At 72.6% G+C, this 17790-nt stretch carries 20 protein-coding genes; 9 read left to right on the forward strand and 11 right to left on the reverse strand.

All coding sequences use genetic code 11. The annotated features are described in order from the left end of the window. The first annotated feature begins 175 nt into the window (after window positions 1-175). Both ACWGDE_RS22155 and ACWGDE_RS22160 read left to right on the forward strand, forming a co-directional pair. Complete coding sequence (locus tag ACWGDE_RS22155; protein ID WP_453390726.1) at window positions 176-1057, forward strand: alpha/beta fold hydrolase; 882 nt, start codon at window positions 176-178, stop codon at window positions 1055-1057. A gap of 100 nt (window positions 1058-1157) precedes the next feature. Then, complete coding sequence (locus ACWGDE_RS22160) at window positions 1158-1310, forward strand: hypothetical protein (protein ID WP_214949206.1); 153 nt, start codon at window positions 1158-1160, stop codon at window positions 1308-1310. 89 nt (window positions 1311-1399) lie between these two features. On the opposite strand, the gene ACWGDE_RS22165 is transcribed toward ACWGDE_RS22160, so the two are convergent. The 4 genes from ACWGDE_RS22165 to ACWGDE_RS22180 all read right to left on the reverse strand — a co-directional run bounded on the left by ACWGDE_RS22165 (window position 1400) and on the right by ACWGDE_RS22180 (window position 4291). Then, window positions 1400-2005: a MarC family protein gene (locus ACWGDE_RS22165; protein WP_453390727.1), complete on the reverse strand. Its 606-nt coding sequence runs from the start codon at window positions 2003-2005 to the stop codon at window positions 1400-1402. 65 nt (window positions 2006-2070) lie between these two features. Continuing rightward, complete coding sequence (locus tag ACWGDE_RS22170) at window positions 2071-2937, reverse strand: PHP domain-containing protein (protein ID WP_453390728.1); 867 nt, start codon at window positions 2935-2937, stop codon at window positions 2071-2073. A gap of 51 nt (window positions 2938-2988) precedes the next feature. Then, on the reverse strand, window positions 2989-3630 hold the full coding sequence (locus ACWGDE_RS22175) for a DUF6758 family protein (protein WP_453390729.1): 642 nt from the start codon (window positions 3628-3630) through the stop codon (window positions 2989-2991). A 76-nt stretch (window positions 3631-3706) separates the two neighbouring features. Further along, on the reverse strand, window positions 3707-4291 hold the full coding sequence (locus ACWGDE_RS22180; RefSeq protein ID WP_214949201.1) for a suppressor of fused domain protein: 585 nt from the start codon (window positions 4289-4291) through the stop codon (window positions 3707-3709). A 408-nt stretch (window positions 4292-4699) separates the two neighbouring features. On the opposite strand from ACWGDE_RS22180, the gene ACWGDE_RS22185 reads away from it, so the two are divergent. Together ACWGDE_RS22185 and ACWGDE_RS22190 are read left to right on the forward strand one after the other, a co-directional pair. Next, window positions 4700-5815: a magnesium and cobalt transport protein CorA gene (locus ACWGDE_RS22185; protein ID WP_453390730.1), complete on the forward strand. Its 1116-nt coding sequence runs from the start codon at window positions 4700-4702 to the stop codon at window positions 5813-5815. 31 nt (window positions 5816-5846) lie between these two features. Next, entirely contained in the window at window positions 5847-6359 is a 513-nt protein-coding gene (locus tag ACWGDE_RS22190; RefSeq protein WP_453390731.1) for a hypothetical protein, read from the forward strand. A gap of 73 nt (window positions 6360-6432) precedes the next feature. Here ACWGDE_RS22190 and ACWGDE_RS22195 read toward each other — a convergent pair whose 3' ends face one another. After that, on the reverse strand, window positions 6433-7224 hold the full coding sequence (locus tag ACWGDE_RS22195; protein WP_453390732.1) for a hypothetical protein: 792 nt from the start codon (window positions 7222-7224) through the stop codon (window positions 6433-6435). Between the two features lie 225 nt (window positions 7225-7449). Here ACWGDE_RS22195 and ACWGDE_RS22200 point away from each other — a divergent pair, with 225 nt between their 5' ends. The 3 genes from ACWGDE_RS22200 (at window position 7450) to ACWGDE_RS22210 (ending at window position 10663) form a co-directional block, all read left to right on the forward strand. Continuing rightward, a complete protein-coding gene (locus ACWGDE_RS22200) occupies window positions 7450-8757 on the forward strand; it encodes a magnesium transporter MgtE N-terminal domain-containing protein (RefSeq protein WP_453390733.1) in 1308 nt (435 codons plus the stop codon). A 196-nt stretch (window positions 8758-8953) separates the two neighbouring features. Then, window positions 8954-9460, forward strand: a complete 507-nt coding sequence (locus ACWGDE_RS22205; protein ID WP_453390741.1) for a DUF1003 domain-containing protein — start codon at window positions 8954-8956, stop codon at window positions 9458-9460. Window positions 9461-9502: 42 nt separating this feature from the next. Beyond that, a complete protein-coding gene (locus tag ACWGDE_RS22210; protein WP_453390734.1) occupies window positions 9503-10663 on the forward strand; it encodes an Mrp/NBP35 family ATP-binding protein in 1161 nt (386 codons plus the stop codon). A gap of 154 nt (window positions 10664-10817) precedes the next feature. On the opposite strand, the gene ACWGDE_RS22215 is transcribed toward ACWGDE_RS22210, so the two are convergent. From ACWGDE_RS22215 to sigE, 5 genes are all read right to left on the reverse strand, one after another. Next, window positions 10818-11537, reverse strand: a complete 720-nt coding sequence (locus ACWGDE_RS22215) for a hypothetical protein (protein ID WP_453390735.1) — start codon at window positions 11535-11537, stop codon at window positions 10818-10820. A gap of 157 nt (window positions 11538-11694) precedes the next feature. Further along, entirely contained in the window at window positions 11695-12138 is a 444-nt protein-coding gene (locus ACWGDE_RS22220) for a sec-independent translocase (RefSeq protein ID WP_453390736.1), read from the reverse strand. Between the two features lie 116 nt (window positions 12139-12254). Continuing rightward, window positions 12255-13757, reverse strand: a complete 1503-nt coding sequence (locus tag ACWGDE_RS22225; RefSeq protein ID WP_453390737.1) for a S1C family serine protease — start codon at window positions 13755-13757, stop codon at window positions 12255-12257. 205 nt (window positions 13758-13962) lie between these two features. Further along, window positions 13963-14631, reverse strand: coding sequence for an anti-sigma factor family protein (locus tag ACWGDE_RS22230; RefSeq protein ID WP_453390738.1), 669 nt, complete (start codon window positions 14629-14631; stop codon window positions 13963-13965). Then, window positions 14628-15407: an RNA polymerase sigma factor SigE gene (sigE, locus tag ACWGDE_RS22235; protein WP_214949183.1), complete on the reverse strand. Its 780-nt coding sequence runs from the start codon at window positions 15405-15407 to the stop codon at window positions 14628-14630. The genes ACWGDE_RS22230 and sigE overlap by 4 nt, the downstream gene beginning before the upstream one ends. 143 nt (window positions 15408-15550) lie before the next feature. On the opposite strand from sigE, the gene ACWGDE_RS22240 reads away from it, so the two are divergent. Continuing rightward, window positions 15551-16213: an O-methyltransferase gene (locus ACWGDE_RS22240; RefSeq protein ID WP_453390739.1), complete on the forward strand. Its 663-nt coding sequence runs from the start codon at window positions 15551-15553 to the stop codon at window positions 16211-16213. 168 nt (window positions 16214-16381) lie between these two features. Here ACWGDE_RS22240 and ACWGDE_RS22245 read toward each other — a convergent pair whose 3' ends face one another. After that, window positions 16382-16549 carry a DUF3117 domain-containing protein gene (locus ACWGDE_RS22245; RefSeq protein ID WP_003966491.1) on the reverse strand — a complete coding sequence of 56 codons (168 nt, stop codon included), beginning with the start codon at window positions 16547-16549 and terminating at the stop codon, window positions 16382-16384. A 331-nt stretch (window positions 16550-16880) separates the two neighbouring features. On the opposite strand from ACWGDE_RS22245, the gene chcB reads away from it, so the two are divergent. Further along, entirely contained in the window at window positions 16881-17684 is an 804-nt protein-coding gene (gene chcB / locus ACWGDE_RS22250) for a 2-cyclohexenylcarbonyl CoA isomerase (protein WP_453390740.1), read from the forward strand. Window positions 17685-17790 lie beyond the last annotated feature (106 nt).

The raw sequence follows: 17790 nt of genomic DNA on the forward strand, positions 1-17790 counted from the left end.
TACGCCCCGCCGGCCCGCCCTGGCCGCCGCGGGGGTGGTGCCCGCGCAGGGTTTGCACCCACGCGGTGGCCGGCACCCCCCTTTCCGGGGGTCGGGGCCATCGGCGTACCCGGACCCGGCGCGGGGCTCCGTACGCGGCTGCCCGTGCGGTCCTACGGGCCGGTAACCTCGGGCCATGAGCAAGCCGCCGACCCTGACCCTGCCGCCCTCCGCACGGGCCCACCGCCTGACCACCGCCCGCGGCGAGTTCGCCGTGCACGAGGCCGTACCGGGCGGGCCGGCCCGCGGCACGGCCCTGCTGGTCCCCGGCTACACCGGCAGCAAGGAGGACTTCATCGGCCTCCTCGGGCCGCTGGCCGCCGCCGGATACCGGGTCCTCGCCGTGGACGGGCGCGGCCAGCACGAGAGCGACGGCCCGCGCGCCGAAGCCCCGTACGCCCTGGAGGAGCTCGCGCGCGACGTCCTCGCGCAGACGGCCGCCCTGGAGGCGGCCGGCCCGGTGCACCTGCTCGGGCACTCGCTGGGCGGGCTGATCACCCGGGCGGCCGTGGTCCGCGATCCCGCCCCGTTCGCCAGCCTCACGCTGCTGAGCAGCGGCCCGGGCGCGGTCTGCGAGGAGCAGCGGGCCCGTACGAAGCTGCTGGTCTCGGCGCTGGAGTCGATGGGCGACGACATGCCCGGCATCTGGGCGGCGATGCGTGCCATGGACCCGCGCGACCAGGCCCCCGACTCCCCCGAGCTCGCCGCGTTCCTGCGCGACCGGTGGGTGGGGACGGTCCCGGAGCAGCTGATCGCGACCGGCCGGGCGCTGATCGGCGAGCCGGACCGGATCGACGAGCTCGCGGCGGCGGCGCCCGGGCTGGCGAAGCTGGTGCTGTCGGGGGCCTCGGACCCGGTGTGGCCGGTGGAGTGGATGGACGACATGGCAAGGCGGCTGGGTGCGCGGCGGGTGGTGGTCCCGGGGACGGAGCACTCGCCGAACGCCGAGGATCCGGCGGCCACGGCGGCGGCGCTGGTGGGGTTCTGGGCCTCCTCTGACGAGTCCGGTACCCGTTAGTAGTTAGGCAAGGAAAAAATTTCCTTAGCGTAGGGAATGTTTGCGGCTTACACTTCGTTAACCCTGTACAAGGAGAAACACTGACGAAGGGAGAAGCCCCATGCGCTTCGAGATTCTGCGCCTGGACGACGTCGACGGAACCGCCGTGGACAGCACCGTCGTGGACGCGGCCTCCGTCAACCGGATCGTGCAGCAGGCCGCGGCCATCGGCCAGCGCATCCTGATCCGACCGGCCGAGACCGCGTCCAACTGACGAACGCAGCCCGCCACCCGACACACGAACGCCCCCGCACCGGTCCCGGTGCGGGGGCGTTCGCATGCGCGGCGGGGCGGGGCGCCCTACTACGAGGTGCGGATCACCTGGAGCACGCCGTTGATGATCTGCTGGACGGCGATCGCGGAGAGCATCATGCCCGCCAGCCGCGTCACGAGGACGACGCCGCCGTCCTTGATCACGCGGATGATGACGAGCGAGTACCGCATGACGATCCACAGCACGACGTGCATCGCGACGATCGCGGACCAGACGGAGAGCTGACCGCTGAACCCTTCGGCCTTCTGCACGGCCAGGATCACCGACACGATCGCACCGGGCCCGGCGAGCAGCGGCATGCCGAGCGGGACGAGCGCGACGTTCACGTCCTTGGTCTGCTTCGGTTCGTCGGTCTTGCCCGTGAGCAGGTCGAGCGCGATGAGCAGGAGCAGCAGACCGCCCGCGATCATCAGGGCCGGCACGGAGACGTGCAGGTAGTTCAGGATCTGCTGGCCGCAGAGGCCGAAGACCGCGATGACTCCGAAGGCGACGCAGACGGCCTGCCAGGCCATGCGGCGCTGCACCTTGGCGGGGCGGCCGGAGGTCAGGGCCAGGAAGATGGGCGTGATCCCCGGAGGGTCCATAATCACAAAAAGCGTGAGAAAGAGGGATCCGAAGACGGCGAAATCGAGCACAGTGATGCCTTGCAGGAGAGGGGTGTTACGAAAAAGGGCGTAGGGGCGGAGCGGCGCGGCAGCGGTCAGCCGCGCGCGCGTCCACCGGCGCCGGGAACCGGGAACGCCCCGGTGGCACGGCGCGTGATCTCGCCGTAGATCTCGGGGTCGGTCGTGTACTCCCCGAGGCGGCAGGTCTTGCGGCTGCCGTGGTAGTCGCTGGACCCGGTGGTCAGCAGGCCGAGGTCGGCGGCGAGGCCGCGCAGGCGCGCACGGGTGGCCTCGTCGTGGTCCATGTGGTCGACCTCGATGCCGTCGAGTCCGGCTGCCGCGAGCGCGGCTATCGCGTCCTCGGGTACGCACTGGCCGCGCTTGACGGCTGCCGGGTGCGCGAAGACGGTGACCCCGCCGGCCGCCTTGACCAGGCGGATCGCGTCGAAGGGGTCGAGCTCGTGCTTCTCGGCGTACGCGCGGCCGCCGTCGGCGAGCCAGTCCGGGGTGAAGGCGTCGGAGACGGTCGGGACGACGCCGAGCTCGACGAGCGCGGCGGCGATGTGCGGCCGTCCGACGGAACCCTCGCCGGCGATCCGGTCCACCTGCTCCCAGGTGATGTCCACTCCGAGGTCCCGCAGCTTGCCGACCATGGCCTGCGCGCGGGGGGTGCGGTCGTCGCGCACGAGCTCGCGCTCGCGGGACAGCTCCGGCTCCTCGGGGTCGAAGAGGTAGGCGAGCATGTGCAGCCCGATGCCGTCGAGGCGGCAGCTCAGCTCGGCGCCGGTGACGAGGGTCAGCCCCGCGGGAAGCGCCTCGGTCGCCTCGCGGTACCCGGCGACGGTGTCGTGGTCCGTCAGGGCGACCACGTCGAGCCCCGCGGCGGCGGCATTGCGCACCAGCTCGGCGGGAGTGTCCGTACCGTCCGAGGCCGTGGAGTGCGCGTGCAGATCGATGCGCACAGCCGAGCTCCAGACGGTGGGTATGACGGGGGACGCTCAAGGATACCCGTGTCAGGAGGACAAAATGCGCGGGCTGAGGGCTCCGCAGGGCAGGAGTTCGACCTCGGATCCCGCGTCGCGCAGGTCCGTCAGGACGAGCTCGTCGTACATCAGGAGGCCCGACTGCTCCGGCCAGACGATGGCCCACAGCCACAGGCCCCGGGCCTCGCCGGCGAAGACGGCCCGGTCGTCGGGGACGCCCGTGACGTGCCACAGCGGCGTCGGACGGCCCGCGGCGACCACCTTGGCGTGCGGCGGGGCGGAGACGTTCATGAAGGGGCCCGGATCGGGGGCGTCGATGCCCGCGAACCGCGCTCCCAGGCCGACGCCGAGCTCCTCGGCGATCAGCAGGAGCTCGCCGATGCCGCCCAGCGGTCCGGGGCCCGAGCAGGCCACGGCGGTGGCCCGGCCGCCGCTGCGGTCGTCACCGGCGGTCGCCACCCCGGTGAACAGCCATCCCACGGGCAGCGGCCACGGCATCCAGACCGGCACCTGCGCCCGGTTCACCACCACGTTGAGGCCTTCGACGCTCGGCGGGATCACGGGTTGCAGGGGATGCACCGTGCCGTGCACCGCGCACTGCCAGGAGTCGGCGAAGAGGCCGGGCGCCCTGACCCGGCCACCGCACTTCGGGCAACTCGGTTCGCCCCTCATAAGAAGCCACGCTCCTCCCCGCCGCGCGCCCCGTCAAGACGCGATCACCCGTCCGGGCGGCCCGGCGGCCGGACGATCAGTCCAGTGCGACTGCCGTACGCAGAGGGTCCCGCAGATCGGTGCCGCGCGCGAGCCAGCGTTCCTGCAGGGCGGCCGCGCCGTGCACCCGCTTCCACGCCGCCTCGTTCGCCGTCATCGGCAGCAGGGGGAAGAAGGAGACGGGGTCCATGGGGTCCGCCAGCTCCACGTCCTCCACCAGTCCGCCCGGCTCCGCCACCAGCACGGAGGTGAACGGTGCCCCGTCCCAGAGGGGTTCCCCCACGTCCAGCGAGGCGCCGGGGGCCACGATGAGACCCTCCACCTGCGGTGCCGCCGCCAGCACCGCCAGCGGCCGCAGCAGCTTGTCGGTGGGCGCGAGACCGCCCCGCACGGTCAGTACGAGCTCCGCGCGCGGGCCCCGCACCGGATCGGCGACCACCGCCGTCGGGTCGGTCATCGGGTGGGCGGACATGCCGAGGGTCGCGTACCGCACGAGGTCGCCCTCGGTGAAGCGCAGTACCTCGATGCGGTCGGTGCCCAGGAAGGTGACGGCGGCGCGGGCGTCGGGTTCGCCGAGCGCACCACGCAGCCGGGCTTCCACAAGGGCCAGAATTTCTGCCATGGAACGAGCATAGAACTCGTATCAGCCGGGTAAAGGGCGGGTCTTGACCATCCGTCGGCTGATATCGTTGACCGCTGGTCGGGGACGCTCTCAGAAGAGAAGTTTCAGTGCCCCGGCGACAGGACGTCCCCCACGGGGGACCGGCCGGAGGAGGTGGGGCTGCGGTGGATCGAAGTCGATCGTGCAGTACCAATCGCTCTTCCACTTCCCTGACGGGCCTCACGCGCCCTCTTTGATCCGCACGTCCTTGGATCCACGCGTCGGATCAGTCGAAGAGCGACGGCAGAACTTTGTCCTCCCGTCCTGTTTTCCTTCCGCCCGCCCCGGCCTGCCCGCCGACGGCGAACGTGCCTCCGGAAGGACCTCCCACCCGTACGGTCCGCAGCCGTGCGCGCGAAGGAGCCTGCCATGTCGATGCTGCCCTACCTCCGTGCCGCCGTCCGTCCGGCGCTGCGCAGGTCCACCCCCGTCCAGCCCGGCTACGACACCACCCGCGACCCGTCCGCGAACAGCGCGGTGGTCGACTGCGCGGTCTACCGCGACGGCCGGCGCGCCCTGGGCGGCGACTGCCTGACGCCCCGTGAGGCGATGCGTCAGGTCCGCGAGGACGGCGGTTTCGCCTGGATCGGCCTGCACGAGCCGACCGAGGGCGAGTTCGCGGGGATCGCCGCCGTGTTCGGGCTGCACCCGCTCGCCGTGGAGGACGCGGTGCACGCGCACCAGCGGCCGAAGCTGGAGCGCTACGACGACACCCTCTTCACCGTCTTCAAGACGATCCACTACGTCGAGCACGCCGAACTCACCGCCACCAGCGAGGTGGTGGAGACCGGCGAGGTGATGTGCTTCACCGGCCCCGACTTCGTCATCACCGTCCGGCACGGCGGCCAGGGCTCCCTCAGGGGGCTGCGCCACCGCCTCCAGGACGACCCGGCGCTCCTGGCCAAAGGGCCGTCCGCCGTGCTGCACGCCCTCGCCGACCACGTGGTCGACGGGTACATCGCGGTCGCCTCGGCCGTCCAGGACGATATCGACGAGGTCGAGAGCGACGTCTTCGCCGCCCCCGCGAAGGGCGCCGCGCGCGGCGGCGACGCGGGCCGGATCTACCAGCTCAAGCGCGAGGTACTGGAGTTCAAGCGGGCCGTCTCCCCGCTGCTGCGGCCCATGGAGCTGCTCAGCGAGCGGCCGATGCGGCTGGTGGACCCGGACATCCAGAAGTACTTCCGCGACGTCGCCGACCACCTGGCGCGCGTCCACGAGCAGGTCGTCGGCTTCGACGAGCTGCTGAACTCGATCCTCCAGGCCAATCTGGCGCAGGCGACCGTCGCCCAGAACGAGGACATGCGCAAGATCACCTCCTGGGCGGCCATCATCGCCGTGCCGACGATGATCTGCGGCGTGTACGGGATGAACTTCGAGCACATGCCGGAGCTCCAGTGGCGCTACGGCTATCCGATGGTGATGGCCGCCATCGCCGGGACCTGCTTCACCATCCACCGGGCCCTGCGCCGCCACGGCTGGCTGTAGGGGCGCGCGCGGCGCTGGCTACCCTGTGCGCATGACTCTCAGCGCGCTCGATCTGGCCCTCGTCGAGGAGGCCACCAAGAAGTCCGGCCTCATCTGGGTCCGCGGCACCGGGGCCGACCGGGGCCTGTGGCACGCCTGGGTGGACGGCGCGGCGCACGTGCTCGGCGACGGGCCCGGGGAACAGCCGTTCCCGGGGCTCGCGGACGGGGCGGCCGCCGAGGTGACCGTGCGCAGCAAGGACAAGGGCGGCCGGCTCGTCGCGTGGACGGCGACCGTACGGGAGCTCGTGCCCGGGAGCGAGCCGTGGCAGGCCGCGGTGGCCGAGCTCAAGGGCAAGCGGCTCAACGCGCCCGACTCGGAGCGCATGACGGAGCGGTGGGCGCGGGAGTGCCGGCTGCTGCGCCTGGAGCCGCAGTCCGTGCGGGGCGAACTGCCCGAGGGCTCGCTGGCCGCCGCTCCGCTCGGCTCGCCCGCGACGACCCGCCGGCCGCAGCCGGCCGCGCTGCCGAAGCTGCTGCTGAAGCGGAAGAAGGCGGCCCGCTAGAAAGCGTCGCCGGGGCCGCGCACGGTAGCCGCCGAGGGCTTCGCGGCGGGGCCGGGCCGCGCCGGAGCGGGGGTCAGCCCTTCGGTGCCGTGCCCTGGCCGGAGCCCTTGGGCGTCGGCTTGGGCGGCTCCGCCCCCTGCTCCTTGGTCGTCGGCAACTGGGAGCCGTAATCCACCGTCTGGTCCTGCGGGGGCGCGGTCAGCTGGACCGGCTTGCCCCATTCGGCGAGGACCACCCGGCCGGCGCCGCCCGCGCGTTCCATGAGCAGCGGGTAGGGCGTGCCCTCCAGGGAGACCGAGAGCTTGCCGCCCTTGCCCTCGTCCGCCGTGACCTGGACGGCCCGGGTGTGCCCGACCTTGGTGTAGTCGCCCTTGGCGAGCGTCCCGTCGAGCCCGAGCAGCCCGTCCAGCAGGACGTGCATGTCGGTGAAGCCGCGGAACTGCTTGTACGAGGGGTCGCCCTCGGGCACCTTGACGAACTTGTCGCCGAGCTTGCCGGCCGCCTCGGACTGGCCCCAGAAGGCGGCGCCCGCCTTCAGGTAGAGCTGGTCGCCCACCCGCAGCAGCTGGAAGGTGGTGTCGTCGGGCGCCTTGACCTCGCCCGAGCCGCCTTCGGCCCCGAGGCGCATGTCCAGGGTGAAGGACTTGCCGCCGCTGACGAGGGTGCCGGACAGGTGGACCGACTTCGCCCCCGTGACGGCCTCCTGCGCCTTGCTCTCGATCTGGTCCGCGGGCAGTTTGCCGACGCCGTTCGTGCCCTCGTCGGGGTCCGACCCGCACCCCGCGGCGGCGACGGCCAGGCCCGCGCACAGGGCGCCCACGACGGCGGCCCGGCGCAACCGTACGGCGGGGGAATAGGCGGTCACGGGCAGGTGCCTCTCGTCGTTCGTCTGCGAGCAGCTGGCAGCGTACCCGGCCGTACGGCGGCCCCCGCGCGCTGCCCGCGGGGACCGCGTGGGGACGCGCGTGCGGGTGCGGTGGGGACGCCCGTGCGGACGGCCCCACCAGGAGGTTGTGCGCGGCACGGGCTAACCTGAGGGACGGCAGTACCGGTGATCGACGGATGACGCACGCTCGTAGGAGGCGCTCGGATGGCGGCAGGCGCCCCACGGATCTTCGTCTCGCATCTGTCGGGTGTGCCCGTCTTCGACCCCAACGGCGACCAGGTGGGCCGCGTGCGCGACCTCGTCGCGATGCTCCGCGTCGGCGGCCGGCCGCCGCGGCTGCTCGGCCTGGTGGTCGAGGTGGTCAGCCGGCGCCGGATCTTCCTGCCCATGACCCGGGTGACGGGCGTCGAGTCCGGCCAGGTCATCACCACCGGCGTCGTCAACATGCGGCGCTTCGAACAGCGCCCCACCGAGCGGCTGATCCTCGGCGAACTGCTGGACCGGCGGGTGCGCCTGGTCGCCGACGACGAGGAGGTCACCGTCCTCGACGTGGCCATCCAGCAGCTGCCGGCCCGCCGGGACTGGGAGATCGACCGGATCTTCGTGCGCAAGGGCAAGGCGGGCGCGCTGCGCCGCCGCGGCGAGACCCTGACCGTGGAGTGGTCGGCGGTCACGGGCTTCTCCCTGGAGGAGCACGGGCAGGGCGCCGAGAACCTGGTCGCCACCTTCGAGCAGATGCGCCCGGCCGACGTGGCGAACGTGCTCCACCACCTGACGCCCAAGCGGCGCGCCGAGGTGGCCAGCGCCCTCGACGACGACCGGCTCGCGGACGTCATGGAGGAGCTGCCCGAGGACGAGCAGGTGGAGATCCTCGGGAAGCTGAAGGAGGAGCGCGCGGCCGACGTCCTGGAGGCGATGGACCCGGACGACGCGGCCGACCTGCTGTCCGAGCTGCCCGAGGATGACAAGGAGCGGCTGCTGACGCTGATGCAGCCGGACGACGCGGCCGACGTGCGGCGCCTGCTGTCGTACGAGGAGAACACCGCGGGCGGTCTGATGACGACCGAGCCGATCGTGCTGCGGCCCGACGCGACGGTCGCCGACGCGCTGGCCCGCGTACGGCAGGCGGACCTGTCGCCGGCGCTGGCGGCGCAGGTGTACGTGTGCCGGCCGCCGGACGAGACGCCGACGGGCAAGTACCTGGGCACGGTGCACTTCCAGCGGCTGCTGCGGGACCCGCCGTTCACGCTGGTGAGCTCGATCGTGGACACCGGGCTGGCGCCGCTGCGCCCGGACGCCTCGCTGCCGGTGGTGACCAGCTACCTGGCCGCGTACAACATGGTCGCGGTGCCCGTCGTCGACGAGAGCGGCTCGCTGCTGGGCGCGGTGACGGTCGACGACGTACTGGACCACCTGCTGCCGGACGACTGGCGGGAGACCGACTTCCACTCCGAGGGCCCCGAGGGTCCCGAGGATTCCGAGCGCGTGGAAGGGGCCGTTCGTGGGCACTGAACGGGGGCGCGGCGAGCCGCTGGACCGGGAGGGGCGCCGCGAGCGGCGGCGCGAGCAGATCCGGGAACGGCGCGAGCAGGCGCGGTCGCAGGCCCGCGAGTACGGGCTGTCGGAGGCGGCCGCGGAGCGGGCGGAACGTTCCTCCTTCGAACGCGGCGAGCGGGCGAAGGCCGGCCAGTCGACCGGGGCGAGCGCGCTGACGCGTTCGCGCGCGCGGCTGGACCTGCCGCGCCCGGCGCGCCGGCGGCTGCTGCCCGAGTACGACCCGGAGGCCTTCGGGCGGCTCTCGGAGCGCGTCGCGCGGTTCCTCGGCACGGGCCGGTTCATCGTCTGGATGACCGTCGTCATCATCGTCTGGGTGCTGTGGAACATCTTCGCGCCGGAGCACCTGCGGTTCGACCAGTACCCCTTCATCTTCCTGACGCTGATGCTGTCCCTCCAGGCCTCCTACGCGGCCCCGCTGATCCTGCTCGCGCAGAACCGGCAGGACGACCGGGACCGGGTCAACCTGGAGCAGGACCGCAAGCAGAACGAGCGCTCCCTGGCCGACACCGAGTACCTGACGCGCGAGATCGCCGCCCTGCGCATGGGTCTGGGCGAGGTCGCCACGCGCGACTGGATCCGCTCCGAGTTCCAGGACCTGATCAAGGAGATGGACGAGCGGCGGCTATTCCCCGCCGAGAGTGACGAAGGCGACCGCTGACGGCCTTTCCCGAGGCCCGCTGCCGAGCCGTACCATCGGGGCATGGCTACCGACACAAGCTCCGCCGCCGTGCCCGAGCAGGACGCGATCCTGGACGCGCTGGCGACGGTGAACGACCCCGAGATCCACCGGCCGATCACCGAGCTGGGCATGGTCAAATCGGTGGACATCGGCGCTGACGGCGCGGTCGCCGTCACGGTGTACCTGACCGTGTCGGGCTGTCCCATGCGCGAGACCATCACCAACCTGGTCACCGAGGCGGTCCAGCGGGTCCCCGGCGTCACCTCGGTCGCCGTCACGCTCGACGTGATGAGCGACGAGCAGCGCAAGGAGCTCGCGACGACCCTGCGCGGCGGCACCGCCGAGCGCGAGGTCCCCTTCGCCCAGCCCGGCTCGCTGACCCGCGTCTACGCGGTCGCCTCCGGCAAGGGCGGCGTCGGCAAGTCCTCCGTCACCGTGAACCTGGCGGCGGCGATGGCGGCCGACGGCCTCAAGGTCGGCGTCGTCGACGCCGACATCTACGGCCACAGCGTGCCGCGCATGCTCGGCGTGGAGGGCCGCCCCACCCAGGTCGAGAACATGATCATGCCGCCGTCGGCGCACGGCGTGAAGGTCATCTCCATCGGCATGTTCACCCCGGGCAACGCGCCGGTCGTCTGGCGTGGTCCCATGCTCCACCGGGCCCTGCAGCAGTTCCTGGCCGACGTCTTCTGGGGCGACCTGGACGTGCTCCTGCTCGACCTGCCGCCGGGTACGGGCGACATCGCGATCTCCGTGGCCCAGCTGGTGCCCAACGCCGAGATCCTCGTGGTGACCACCCCGCAGCAGGCGGCGGCCGAGGTCGCCGAGCGGGCCGGCTCGATCGCCGTGCAGACGCACCAGAAGATCGTCGGCGTCGTCGAGAACATGTCCGGGCTGCCGTGCCCGCACTGCGACGAGATGGTCGACGTGTTCGGCTCGGGCGGTGGCCAGAAGGTCGCCGACGGCCTGACCAAGACGGTCGGCGCGACGGTTCCGGTGCTCGGCTCCATCCCGATCGACGTCCGCCTGCGCGAGGGCGGCGACGAGGGCAAGCCGGTCGTCCTGTCCGACCCCGACTCCCCGGCGGGCGCGGCACTGCGCGCGATCGCGGGCAAGCTCGGCGGCCGCGCCCGCGGCCTGGCGGGCATGTCCCTGGGCATCACCCCGCGCAACAAGTTCTGACACCTACGGTGTGGGCACTCTGACCTGGGTGTGGGCCATCGTGCCGCAGGGCGGCACGGGGGTGGGCACACCGGCACCACAGACTGCCCGCACGGGCCGCGCAGCGTGAAGGGCACCGCCGACCGGCGGTGCCCTTTCCCGTACCGCCGCGCGACTACTCGTACGCCGCGAGGTCCCCGATCACCGAGAACCCGATCCCGTACGCACTCATGCCCCGCCCGTACGCCCCGAGATGGACCCCGCTCCCCGTGGACCCGGCGAGCACCCACCCGAACTCGGACTCACGGTAGTGAAACGGCGTCGGCTCCCCGTCCACCGGCAGCGACAGCGTCGACCAGTCCTCGCCGCCCAGATCGTCGGCGAGCTCCCAGGCGGCCTCCGTCTGCTGGTCGAGCCAGTCGTCGCGCAGGGTGTGGTCCATCTGCACGGGCCAGCTGTAGGCCAGCAGCCCGGAGCCGGCCAGCCAGGCCGCCGAGGAGACCGAGGTGGCCTCCAGGACTCCGGTGCCGTCGCCGCTGCGGCGCAGGGGGTTGCTGGCGACCGTGACGACCACCGCGAAGCGCTCCTTCTCGCCGGTGGCGATCTCGCCCCGGGCGGAGGGTTCGTCTCCGTGGCCGGTGGAGCCGTGCTCCACGCTGCCGTCGGCGCCGGTGCCGACCTGCATGAGCCAGCGGGGGCCGGTGAAGGCGCCGTCCAGCCCGTACCAGGGGAAGTCGGCCCGCAGGTAGCCCTCCGCGGCCCGGCGGGCCGCCGGGACCGGCGCGGCAGCCGACTCCTGGGGCTGCTGGGGCTGTGGATGCTCCTGTGGGTCGGTCTGCGGTGCTGATGCCTCGGCGGGCTGCGCGCCTACCCGGCTACTGCTCGTCGTCTCCATCTGAGCGGCCTCTCGTTCCGTGGAGTCCGGAACGGCCCTCCCCCTCGCTTCGCTGGGGGGACCCCCTCGGTCGGGCGTCCTGGTCCGGACTCATGGAGGATAGCCATCCGACCCCGGATCGCCGGGCAGGCAGGCGCGCGAGTGGTATCGGGTGGCGTCAGGTCGCGTCGGCGTCGAAGGGCGCGCGCTGGTCCTGCGCCGGGGCGGCGGGCTTCTTCAGCATGTCGGGGCCGGTGCCCGGAGCGGGCGCGGCGGAGCCCGCGGCGGGGGCCGGCTCGGGCTCCTTGCCGTTCACCGCGTCGGTGACGTCGTTGAGCTCCTTGCGCAGGTCGAAGCTGCTCCGGATCTCCTTGAGGTCCTCGTTCTCGGTCAGCTGCTTGCGGATGAAGGTCTTCGGATTCAGGTCCTCGAACTCGAAGTCCTTGAACTCCGGACCGAGTTCCGAGCGGATGTCCTGCTTCGCGCTGTCCGAGAACGCGCGGATCTTCCGGATGACGCCCGTGACGTCCTGGATGACCTTGGGCAGCTTGTCCGGGCCGAAGATGAGAATGGCGAGCACCACGATCGTGACCAGCTCGAGTGCGCCTATGTCGTTGAACACCTTGCCGCTCCTCGGCTCTCTTCACGTCGGGCCGGACCCACGGTACCCGGCCCGGTCCGCAGGCCAATACACCAGGACCGGCTGATTGCCGGACCGGCCCTGGTTTCACCCTCCCGTCATGATCCGTTCGCCGACCCGAGGACCACTTCCAGCGTGCGCTCCCGTCCGTCGCGCAGCACGGTGAGGGTCAGCGGATCGCCCGGACGGTGGGCCCGGATCTTGATGACGAGCTCGTCGCCGCCGTGGACGCGTACGCCGTCGACCTTGGTGATCACGTCGCCCGGCTTGATGCCGGCGCGGGCGCCCGGCCCGCCGGCGGTGACGGCCGGCTTCCCGCCCTCGCCCTTGTCGCCCACGCGGGCCCCGTCGCCGTCGTACTCCATGTCGAGGGTGACGCCGATGACGGGGTGGGTGGCGCGGCCGGTGCGGATCAGCTCCTCGGCGACGCGCTTGCCCTGGTTGACGGGGATGGCGAAGCCGAGGCCGATGCTGCCCCGCTGCTGGCCCGAGCCCTCGCCGCCGCCGTCGCCGCCGTCCCCGCTGCCGCGGATGGCGCTGTTGATCCCGATGACCTGGGCCTTGGCGTCGAGGAGCGGGCCTCCCGAGTTGCCCGGGTTGATGGGGGCGTCGGTCTGGAGGGCGTCGACGTAGCTGACGTCGCTGCCGTCGCCCTTGTCCCCGCCGGCGGTGATGGGGCGGCCGGTCGCGCTGATGATGCCGGCGGTGACGGTGTTGGAGAGGTCGAAGGGGGCGCCGATGGCCACGACCGGGTCGCCGACCTTGACGTTCTCGGAGTTTCCGAGCGCGAGGGGGTGCAGGCCCCGTACGCCGGTGACCTTGACGACGGCCAGGTCGTAACCGGCGTCGCCGCCGACCAGCTCGGCCTCGACGCTCTCGCCGGAGCTGAAGGTGACCGTTATGTGCTGGGCACCGTTGACGACGTGGTTGTTGGTGAGGATGTGGCCCTGCCCGTCGAGGACGAAGCCGGTGCCCGTCGAACTGCTCTGCGCGCCCTTGACGTGCAGGGTGACCACGCCGGGCAGTGCGGTGGCGGCGATCCCGGCGACGCTCTCGGGGGCCCGGCCCTCGTCGGCGGCGGAGGCCGCCTGCGGGAGCTCCAGGCGCGTATTGGCCTGCCGCTCGGCGAGGACGCCGACGTAGCCGCCGATTCCGCCCGCGAGGAGCGCCAGCGCGATGCCGATGACCAGGCCGCGGCCGCCGCGCAGCCGGATCCGGCGGCGCCCGGCCTTGCCCTGGTCCACGTTCTGCAGCGGGCCCACGGACCAGGGGTCGTACCTCGGCCCGGTCCCGGGTTCCTGCGCCGAAGCCGGCTTCGGGGCCGGGGCGGGTGACTCGCGCAGTTCGACGGGCCCGTCGGGCCGGCTCCACCAGCGGGGCACCGGGGCGGGGGCGGGAGCCTCGTCGCGGACGGCTTCCTGCTCCGCGTCCTGCCGTACGTCCTGACCGGGGTTGTGCCCGGCTTCCGAGCCGGCGTCCGACGCGGCCCGCGGGGACGGTACGGGGGCCTCGTGCGCCCCGGTGGGCGCCTCGGGCCGGCTCCACCAGCGGGGCACCGGGACCGGAGCCGGGGCCGGTTCGGTCTGCTGACTGTCGGACATGGGCGCTCCCCGCGTACCTGGCTCCGCCGGCCACCGGGGCGGCATGTTCCGCCGATTCAACCAGGTCCCGCCGCCGCCCCACCCGCGGGGCGCACACAAAGCCCTCCCGCGGTGGCACGCACCGCGGCCCGAGGCCCCCGCGGGGGCGGACCGGTCGGCGGACCCGGTCGGCGGACCGGTCCGCCGGTCGTCCTGGGGTCTGCCGTCAGCGGGACAGCGACACCGGCCGGGCCGACGGCGACGGTGACGAGGCCGGGGCGGAGGCCACGGGCAGGGTCGAGCGGAGCGTCGGGACGATGCCCGGGTTCGGCACCCGGTTCTCCCGGACCACCGCGTCGAACACCGGCACCACCGGGCCCGGACGCGCGGCGGGGGCCTCGCCCCGGGCGTTGGGCTCGATCGCGTCGATCGGCAGCGAGCCGCCCAGCGCGATCGCCGCGAGCGACACCGCTCCGGCGGCCACGAACGCGAAGCGGCGCCGGGACCGGCCCACCTCGTGTATCCGGAAGCCGGACTGCGGCTCGGCCGCCGCCGCGGGGGCCGCGTAGGCGAAGGAGGAGAACGGATCGGAACCCGGCGGCGGGCCGAAGGGACCCGACGGACCTTCGGGGCCGCCCCCCGGCAGTCCCTGAAGCCGTGCCAGCAGCCCCTCCGACAGCGGCGGGGGCGCGCTCTCCACGAACATGGCCTTCAGACGGCGCTGGGCGTCGGCCTCGGCCTTGCACTTGGGACACGTCGCCAGGTGCGCCAGCACCCGTTCGCGCGCGTCGTGGCTCAACTCCCCGTCCACGAGGGCGGCGAGCCGGTCGCCCAGGTGTTGTTCAGCGGAGGACGCTTGTTCGGCAGGCGACGGGGACGGACTGATCCCGCTCACTCGGCTCCGCCCTCTCCCCCGGCGCCGGGGGCGCCCACAGCCACTCCCGCCAGCGCGCGCTGCTCCGCACGGGCCTCGGGAGACCGGTGCTTGAGCGCCTTGCGCAGGTGCGAACGGCCACGGTGGATACGGCTGCGCACGGTGCCGAGCTTCACGCCGAGCGTGGCGGCGATCTCCTCGTACGACAGGCCCTCGATGTCGCACAGCACGACGGCCGCGCGGAACTCGGGCGCGAGGGTGTCCAGCGCCTGCTGGACGTCCGCGTCGAAGTGGGTGTCGTGCAGGGCCTGCTGCGGGGACGGCTCCCGGCTCGGCAGCCGCTCGGCGGCGTCGTCGGCGAGCGCGTCGAAGCGGATGCGCTGCTTGCGGCGGACCATGTCCAGGAACAGGTTCGTGGTGATCCGGTGCAGCCAGCCCTCGAAGGTGCCGGGCGTGTAGGTGGACAGCGAGCGGAAGACGCGGACGAACACTTCCTGCGTCAGGTCCTCGGCGTCGTGCTGGTTGCCCGTCAGGCGGTAGGCCAGGCGGTAGACCCGGGCACTGTGCGTGCTGACGATCTCCTCCCACGAGGGAGGGGTCCACGCCTGGGAGCCCGCATCGGCGGCAAAGCTCGCGGTGGTTGCGGTGTCTGCGGTGCGGAAGCGGTCAGCAATGTAGGTCACGGATTTCGGCTCACCCGCCGACCAGAAGAGGCGTCTGAGAACACCCCCACGATCCACAGGCGCAGCCGCACCTCCCCTGTCGGCTCTGGTGGTGTCCAGCGGATTCCCTACCATAGCCACCCCTCCCGTCAGCTCCGGATAAGCATTTTTGCAGTAACTTTGCCCGGGTCCCGGCCCGCGGACCTCCTTTGTGCCTCTACCGCTCTCAACGCCCGGTCCCATCTGCGGGTTCCCGACTCCAGCGGATACAGTCACCGTTGCGCCAACTATGGGGACAGGAGAGGGTCATTACCGGCAACCGGCAGACGAGCTGGGCGTTCGCCGACGCGTTTGTCGCCGAGGACGACGCTCTGCGATGGGCCCGCGACCGGTCCAGGGAAGCGGGACTGCGCTCCGTCTCCCCCGGCACCGGGGCCGCGCTGCGCCTGCTCGCCGCCACCGCGGACGCCAAGGCGGTCGCCGAGATCGGCACCGGAACCGGCGTCTCCGGCATCCACCTCCTGCACGGAATGCGCCCGGACGGGGTGCTGACCACGGTGGATCCCGAAGCCGACCGGCAGGCCTTCGCCCGCCAGGCCTTCCGCGCCGCGGGCTTCGCCGGCAACCGCGCCCGCTTCATCCCGGGCCGCGCCCTCGACGTGCTGCCCCGGCTGGCGGACGGCGGATACGACCTCGTCTTCTGCGACGGAGACCCTTCCGAGTCCCTCGACTACCTCGCTGAATCGTTGCGCCTGCTGCGCCCCGGCGGACTGGTCTGCTTCGAGGGGGTCTTCTCCGACGGCCGCACGGTCGACTCCGCGGCCCAGCCGCTGGAGGTGCTGCGCGTCCGCGAGCTGCTGCGCAGCGTCCGCGAGAGCCCGGCCCTGGAGGCCGCACTGCTGCCGGTGGGCGACGGCCTGCTGTGCGCGGTCCGGCGCTGAGCGGACCCCTTCCGCGAGCACGACCCCGCCGGCGCGAAGCCGCGTGAGGCACGCCGCGCCGGATGCGGACCTCGCAAGACGACGACCTCGGAAACAACACTGCCCCGGACGCCGTGGGCGACCGGGGCAGTGCAGAGAATTCAGTTGGCGTCAGTACCCTCGCGAGGGCTAGCCGACGACCTTCTTCAGGGCGTCACCCAGGGCGTCCGCCTCGTCCGGAGTCAGCTCGACGACGAGCCGACCGCCGCCCTCGAGCGGTACGCGCATGACGATGCCCCGCCCCTCCTTGGTGACCTCGAGCGGGCCGTCGCCCGTCCGCGGCTTCATGGCCGCCATGCTCGTTCCCCTTCCTGAAACCAGCTCATCGTCAGCCGACGGCCCCGTTCAGGCGCCTAGTACCCGGCATCGAACACATTGCTTCCAGGCCATTATCCCGCATGTCAGGACCCGATGACCAACATCGGCCGGGAACGCTTGTGCAACGCGCTTGACCAAAACCACTCATTTCGGGGACCCGCCTGCGATACTTCGCCGCTGCACCCCACGCGAGCCGTCCGGTTTGTTTGACGCACATCACATGTGAGACCGAGCTCCGGTCCGCCATGCTGACCCTTGGACCGGCCGGTACCGGCCGGTAGCCAGCCCGCGACGAAGGGGGACCCCCGCCATGGCCGACAGCGTGCTCTACGAAGTGAGCGACGGACTCGCGACCATCACGATCAACCGGCCCGACGCCATGAACGCCATGAACGTCGAGGCCAAGGTCGCCCTGCGCGACGCCGTCCAGGCGGCCGCCGCCGACCCGGCCGTACGGGCGGTCCTGCTCACCGCCGCCGGCAACCGGGCGTTCTGCGTCGGCCAGGACCTCAAGGAGCACGTCGGTTTCCTGGCGGCCGACCGCGAGAACGGCTCCACGCTCACCATGAGCACGGTCTCGGAGCACTACAACCCGATCGTCCGCGCGCTGACGGAGATGCCGAAGCCGGTGGTGGCGGGCGTGAACGGCGTCGCGGCGGGCGCGGGATTCGGCTTCGCGCTGGCGGCGGACTTCCGGGTGGTCGCGGACACGGCGTCCTTCAACACCTCGTTCGCGGGGGTCGCCCTGACGGCGGACTCCGGCGTCTCGTGGACGCTCCCCCGGCTGATCGGGGGATCGCGCGCCTGCGACCTGCTGCTCTTCCCCCGCTCGGTGAAGGCCCAGGAAGCCCTCGACCTCGGCATCGCGAACCGCGTCGTCCCCTCGGACCGGCTCGCCGAGGAGTCGGCGGCGGTCGCCCGGCGTCTGGCGCAGGGGCCGACGGTCGCGTACGCCGCGCTGAAGGAGTCCCTGGCGTACGGGGCCTCGCGGTCCCTCTCCGAGGCCCTGTCGCACGAGGACGTCCTCCAGACCCGTGCGGGGGCCTCCGAGGACCACGGCATCGCCGTGGCGGCCTTCCTGGCGAAGGAAGCGCCGAAGTACCTGGGGCGCTGAGGCCGCCTCCGGGGGTGGGCGGGTGCGGGTGCGCTACCGCTGCGCGGGGCGAAGTCCCCTACCCGCCCTTCCACCGTTCCCCGGGCTGCGCCCGGACCCCCGGGGC

It is taken from the genome of Streptomyces sp. NPDC054956, from assembly GCF_053609185.1.

What these genes read in the sequence shown, in the direction of transcription:
- ACWGDE_RS22190 (WP_453390731.1), top strand. Translation starts at nt 5,847, where the DNA reads ATGACTCTCAGCGCGCTCGATCTGGCCCTCGTCGAGGAGGCCACCAAG.
- chcB (WP_453390740.1), top strand. Translation starts at nt 16,881, where the DNA reads ATGGCCGACAGCGTGCTCTACGAAGTGAGCGACGGACTCGCGACCATC.
- sigE (WP_214949183.1), bottom strand. Translation starts at nt 15,407, where the DNA reads ATGGTAGGGAATCCGCTGGACACCACCAGAGCCGACAGGGGAGGTGCG.
- ACWGDE_RS22155 (WP_453390726.1), top strand. Translation starts at nt 176, where the DNA reads ATGAGCAAGCCGCCGACCCTGACCCTGCCGCCCTCCGCACGGGCCCAC.
- ACWGDE_RS22160 (WP_214949206.1), top strand. Translation starts at nt 1,158, where the DNA reads ATGCGCTTCGAGATTCTGCGCCTGGACGACGTCGACGGAACCGCCGTG.
- ACWGDE_RS22245 (WP_003966491.1), bottom strand. Translation starts at nt 16,549, where the DNA reads ATGGCGGCCATGAAGCCGCGGACGGGCGACGGCCCGCTCGAGGTCACC.
- ACWGDE_RS22180 (WP_214949201.1), bottom strand. Translation starts at nt 4,291, where the DNA reads ATGGCAGAAATTCTGGCCCTTGTGGAAGCCCGGCTGCGTGGTGCGCTC.
- ACWGDE_RS22175 (WP_453390729.1), bottom strand. Translation starts at nt 3,630, where the DNA reads ATGAGGGGCGAACCGAGTTGCCCGAAGTGCGGTGGCCGGGTCAGGGCG.
- ACWGDE_RS22210 (WP_453390734.1), top strand. Translation starts at nt 9,503, where the DNA reads ATGGCTACCGACACAAGCTCCGCCGCCGTGCCCGAGCAGGACGCGATC.
- ACWGDE_RS22215 (WP_453390735.1), bottom strand. Translation starts at nt 11,537, where the DNA reads ATGGAGACGACGAGCAGTAGCCGGGTAGGCGCGCAGCCCGCCGAGGCA.
- ACWGDE_RS22200 (WP_453390733.1), top strand. Translation starts at nt 7,450, where the DNA reads ATGGCGGCAGGCGCCCCACGGATCTTCGTCTCGCATCTGTCGGGTGTG.
- ACWGDE_RS22225 (WP_453390737.1), bottom strand. Translation starts at nt 13,757, where the DNA reads ATGTCCGACAGTCAGCAGACCGAACCGGCCCCGGCTCCGGTCCCGGTG.
- ACWGDE_RS22185 (WP_453390730.1), top strand. Translation starts at nt 4,700, where the DNA reads ATGTCGATGCTGCCCTACCTCCGTGCCGCCGTCCGTCCGGCGCTGCGC.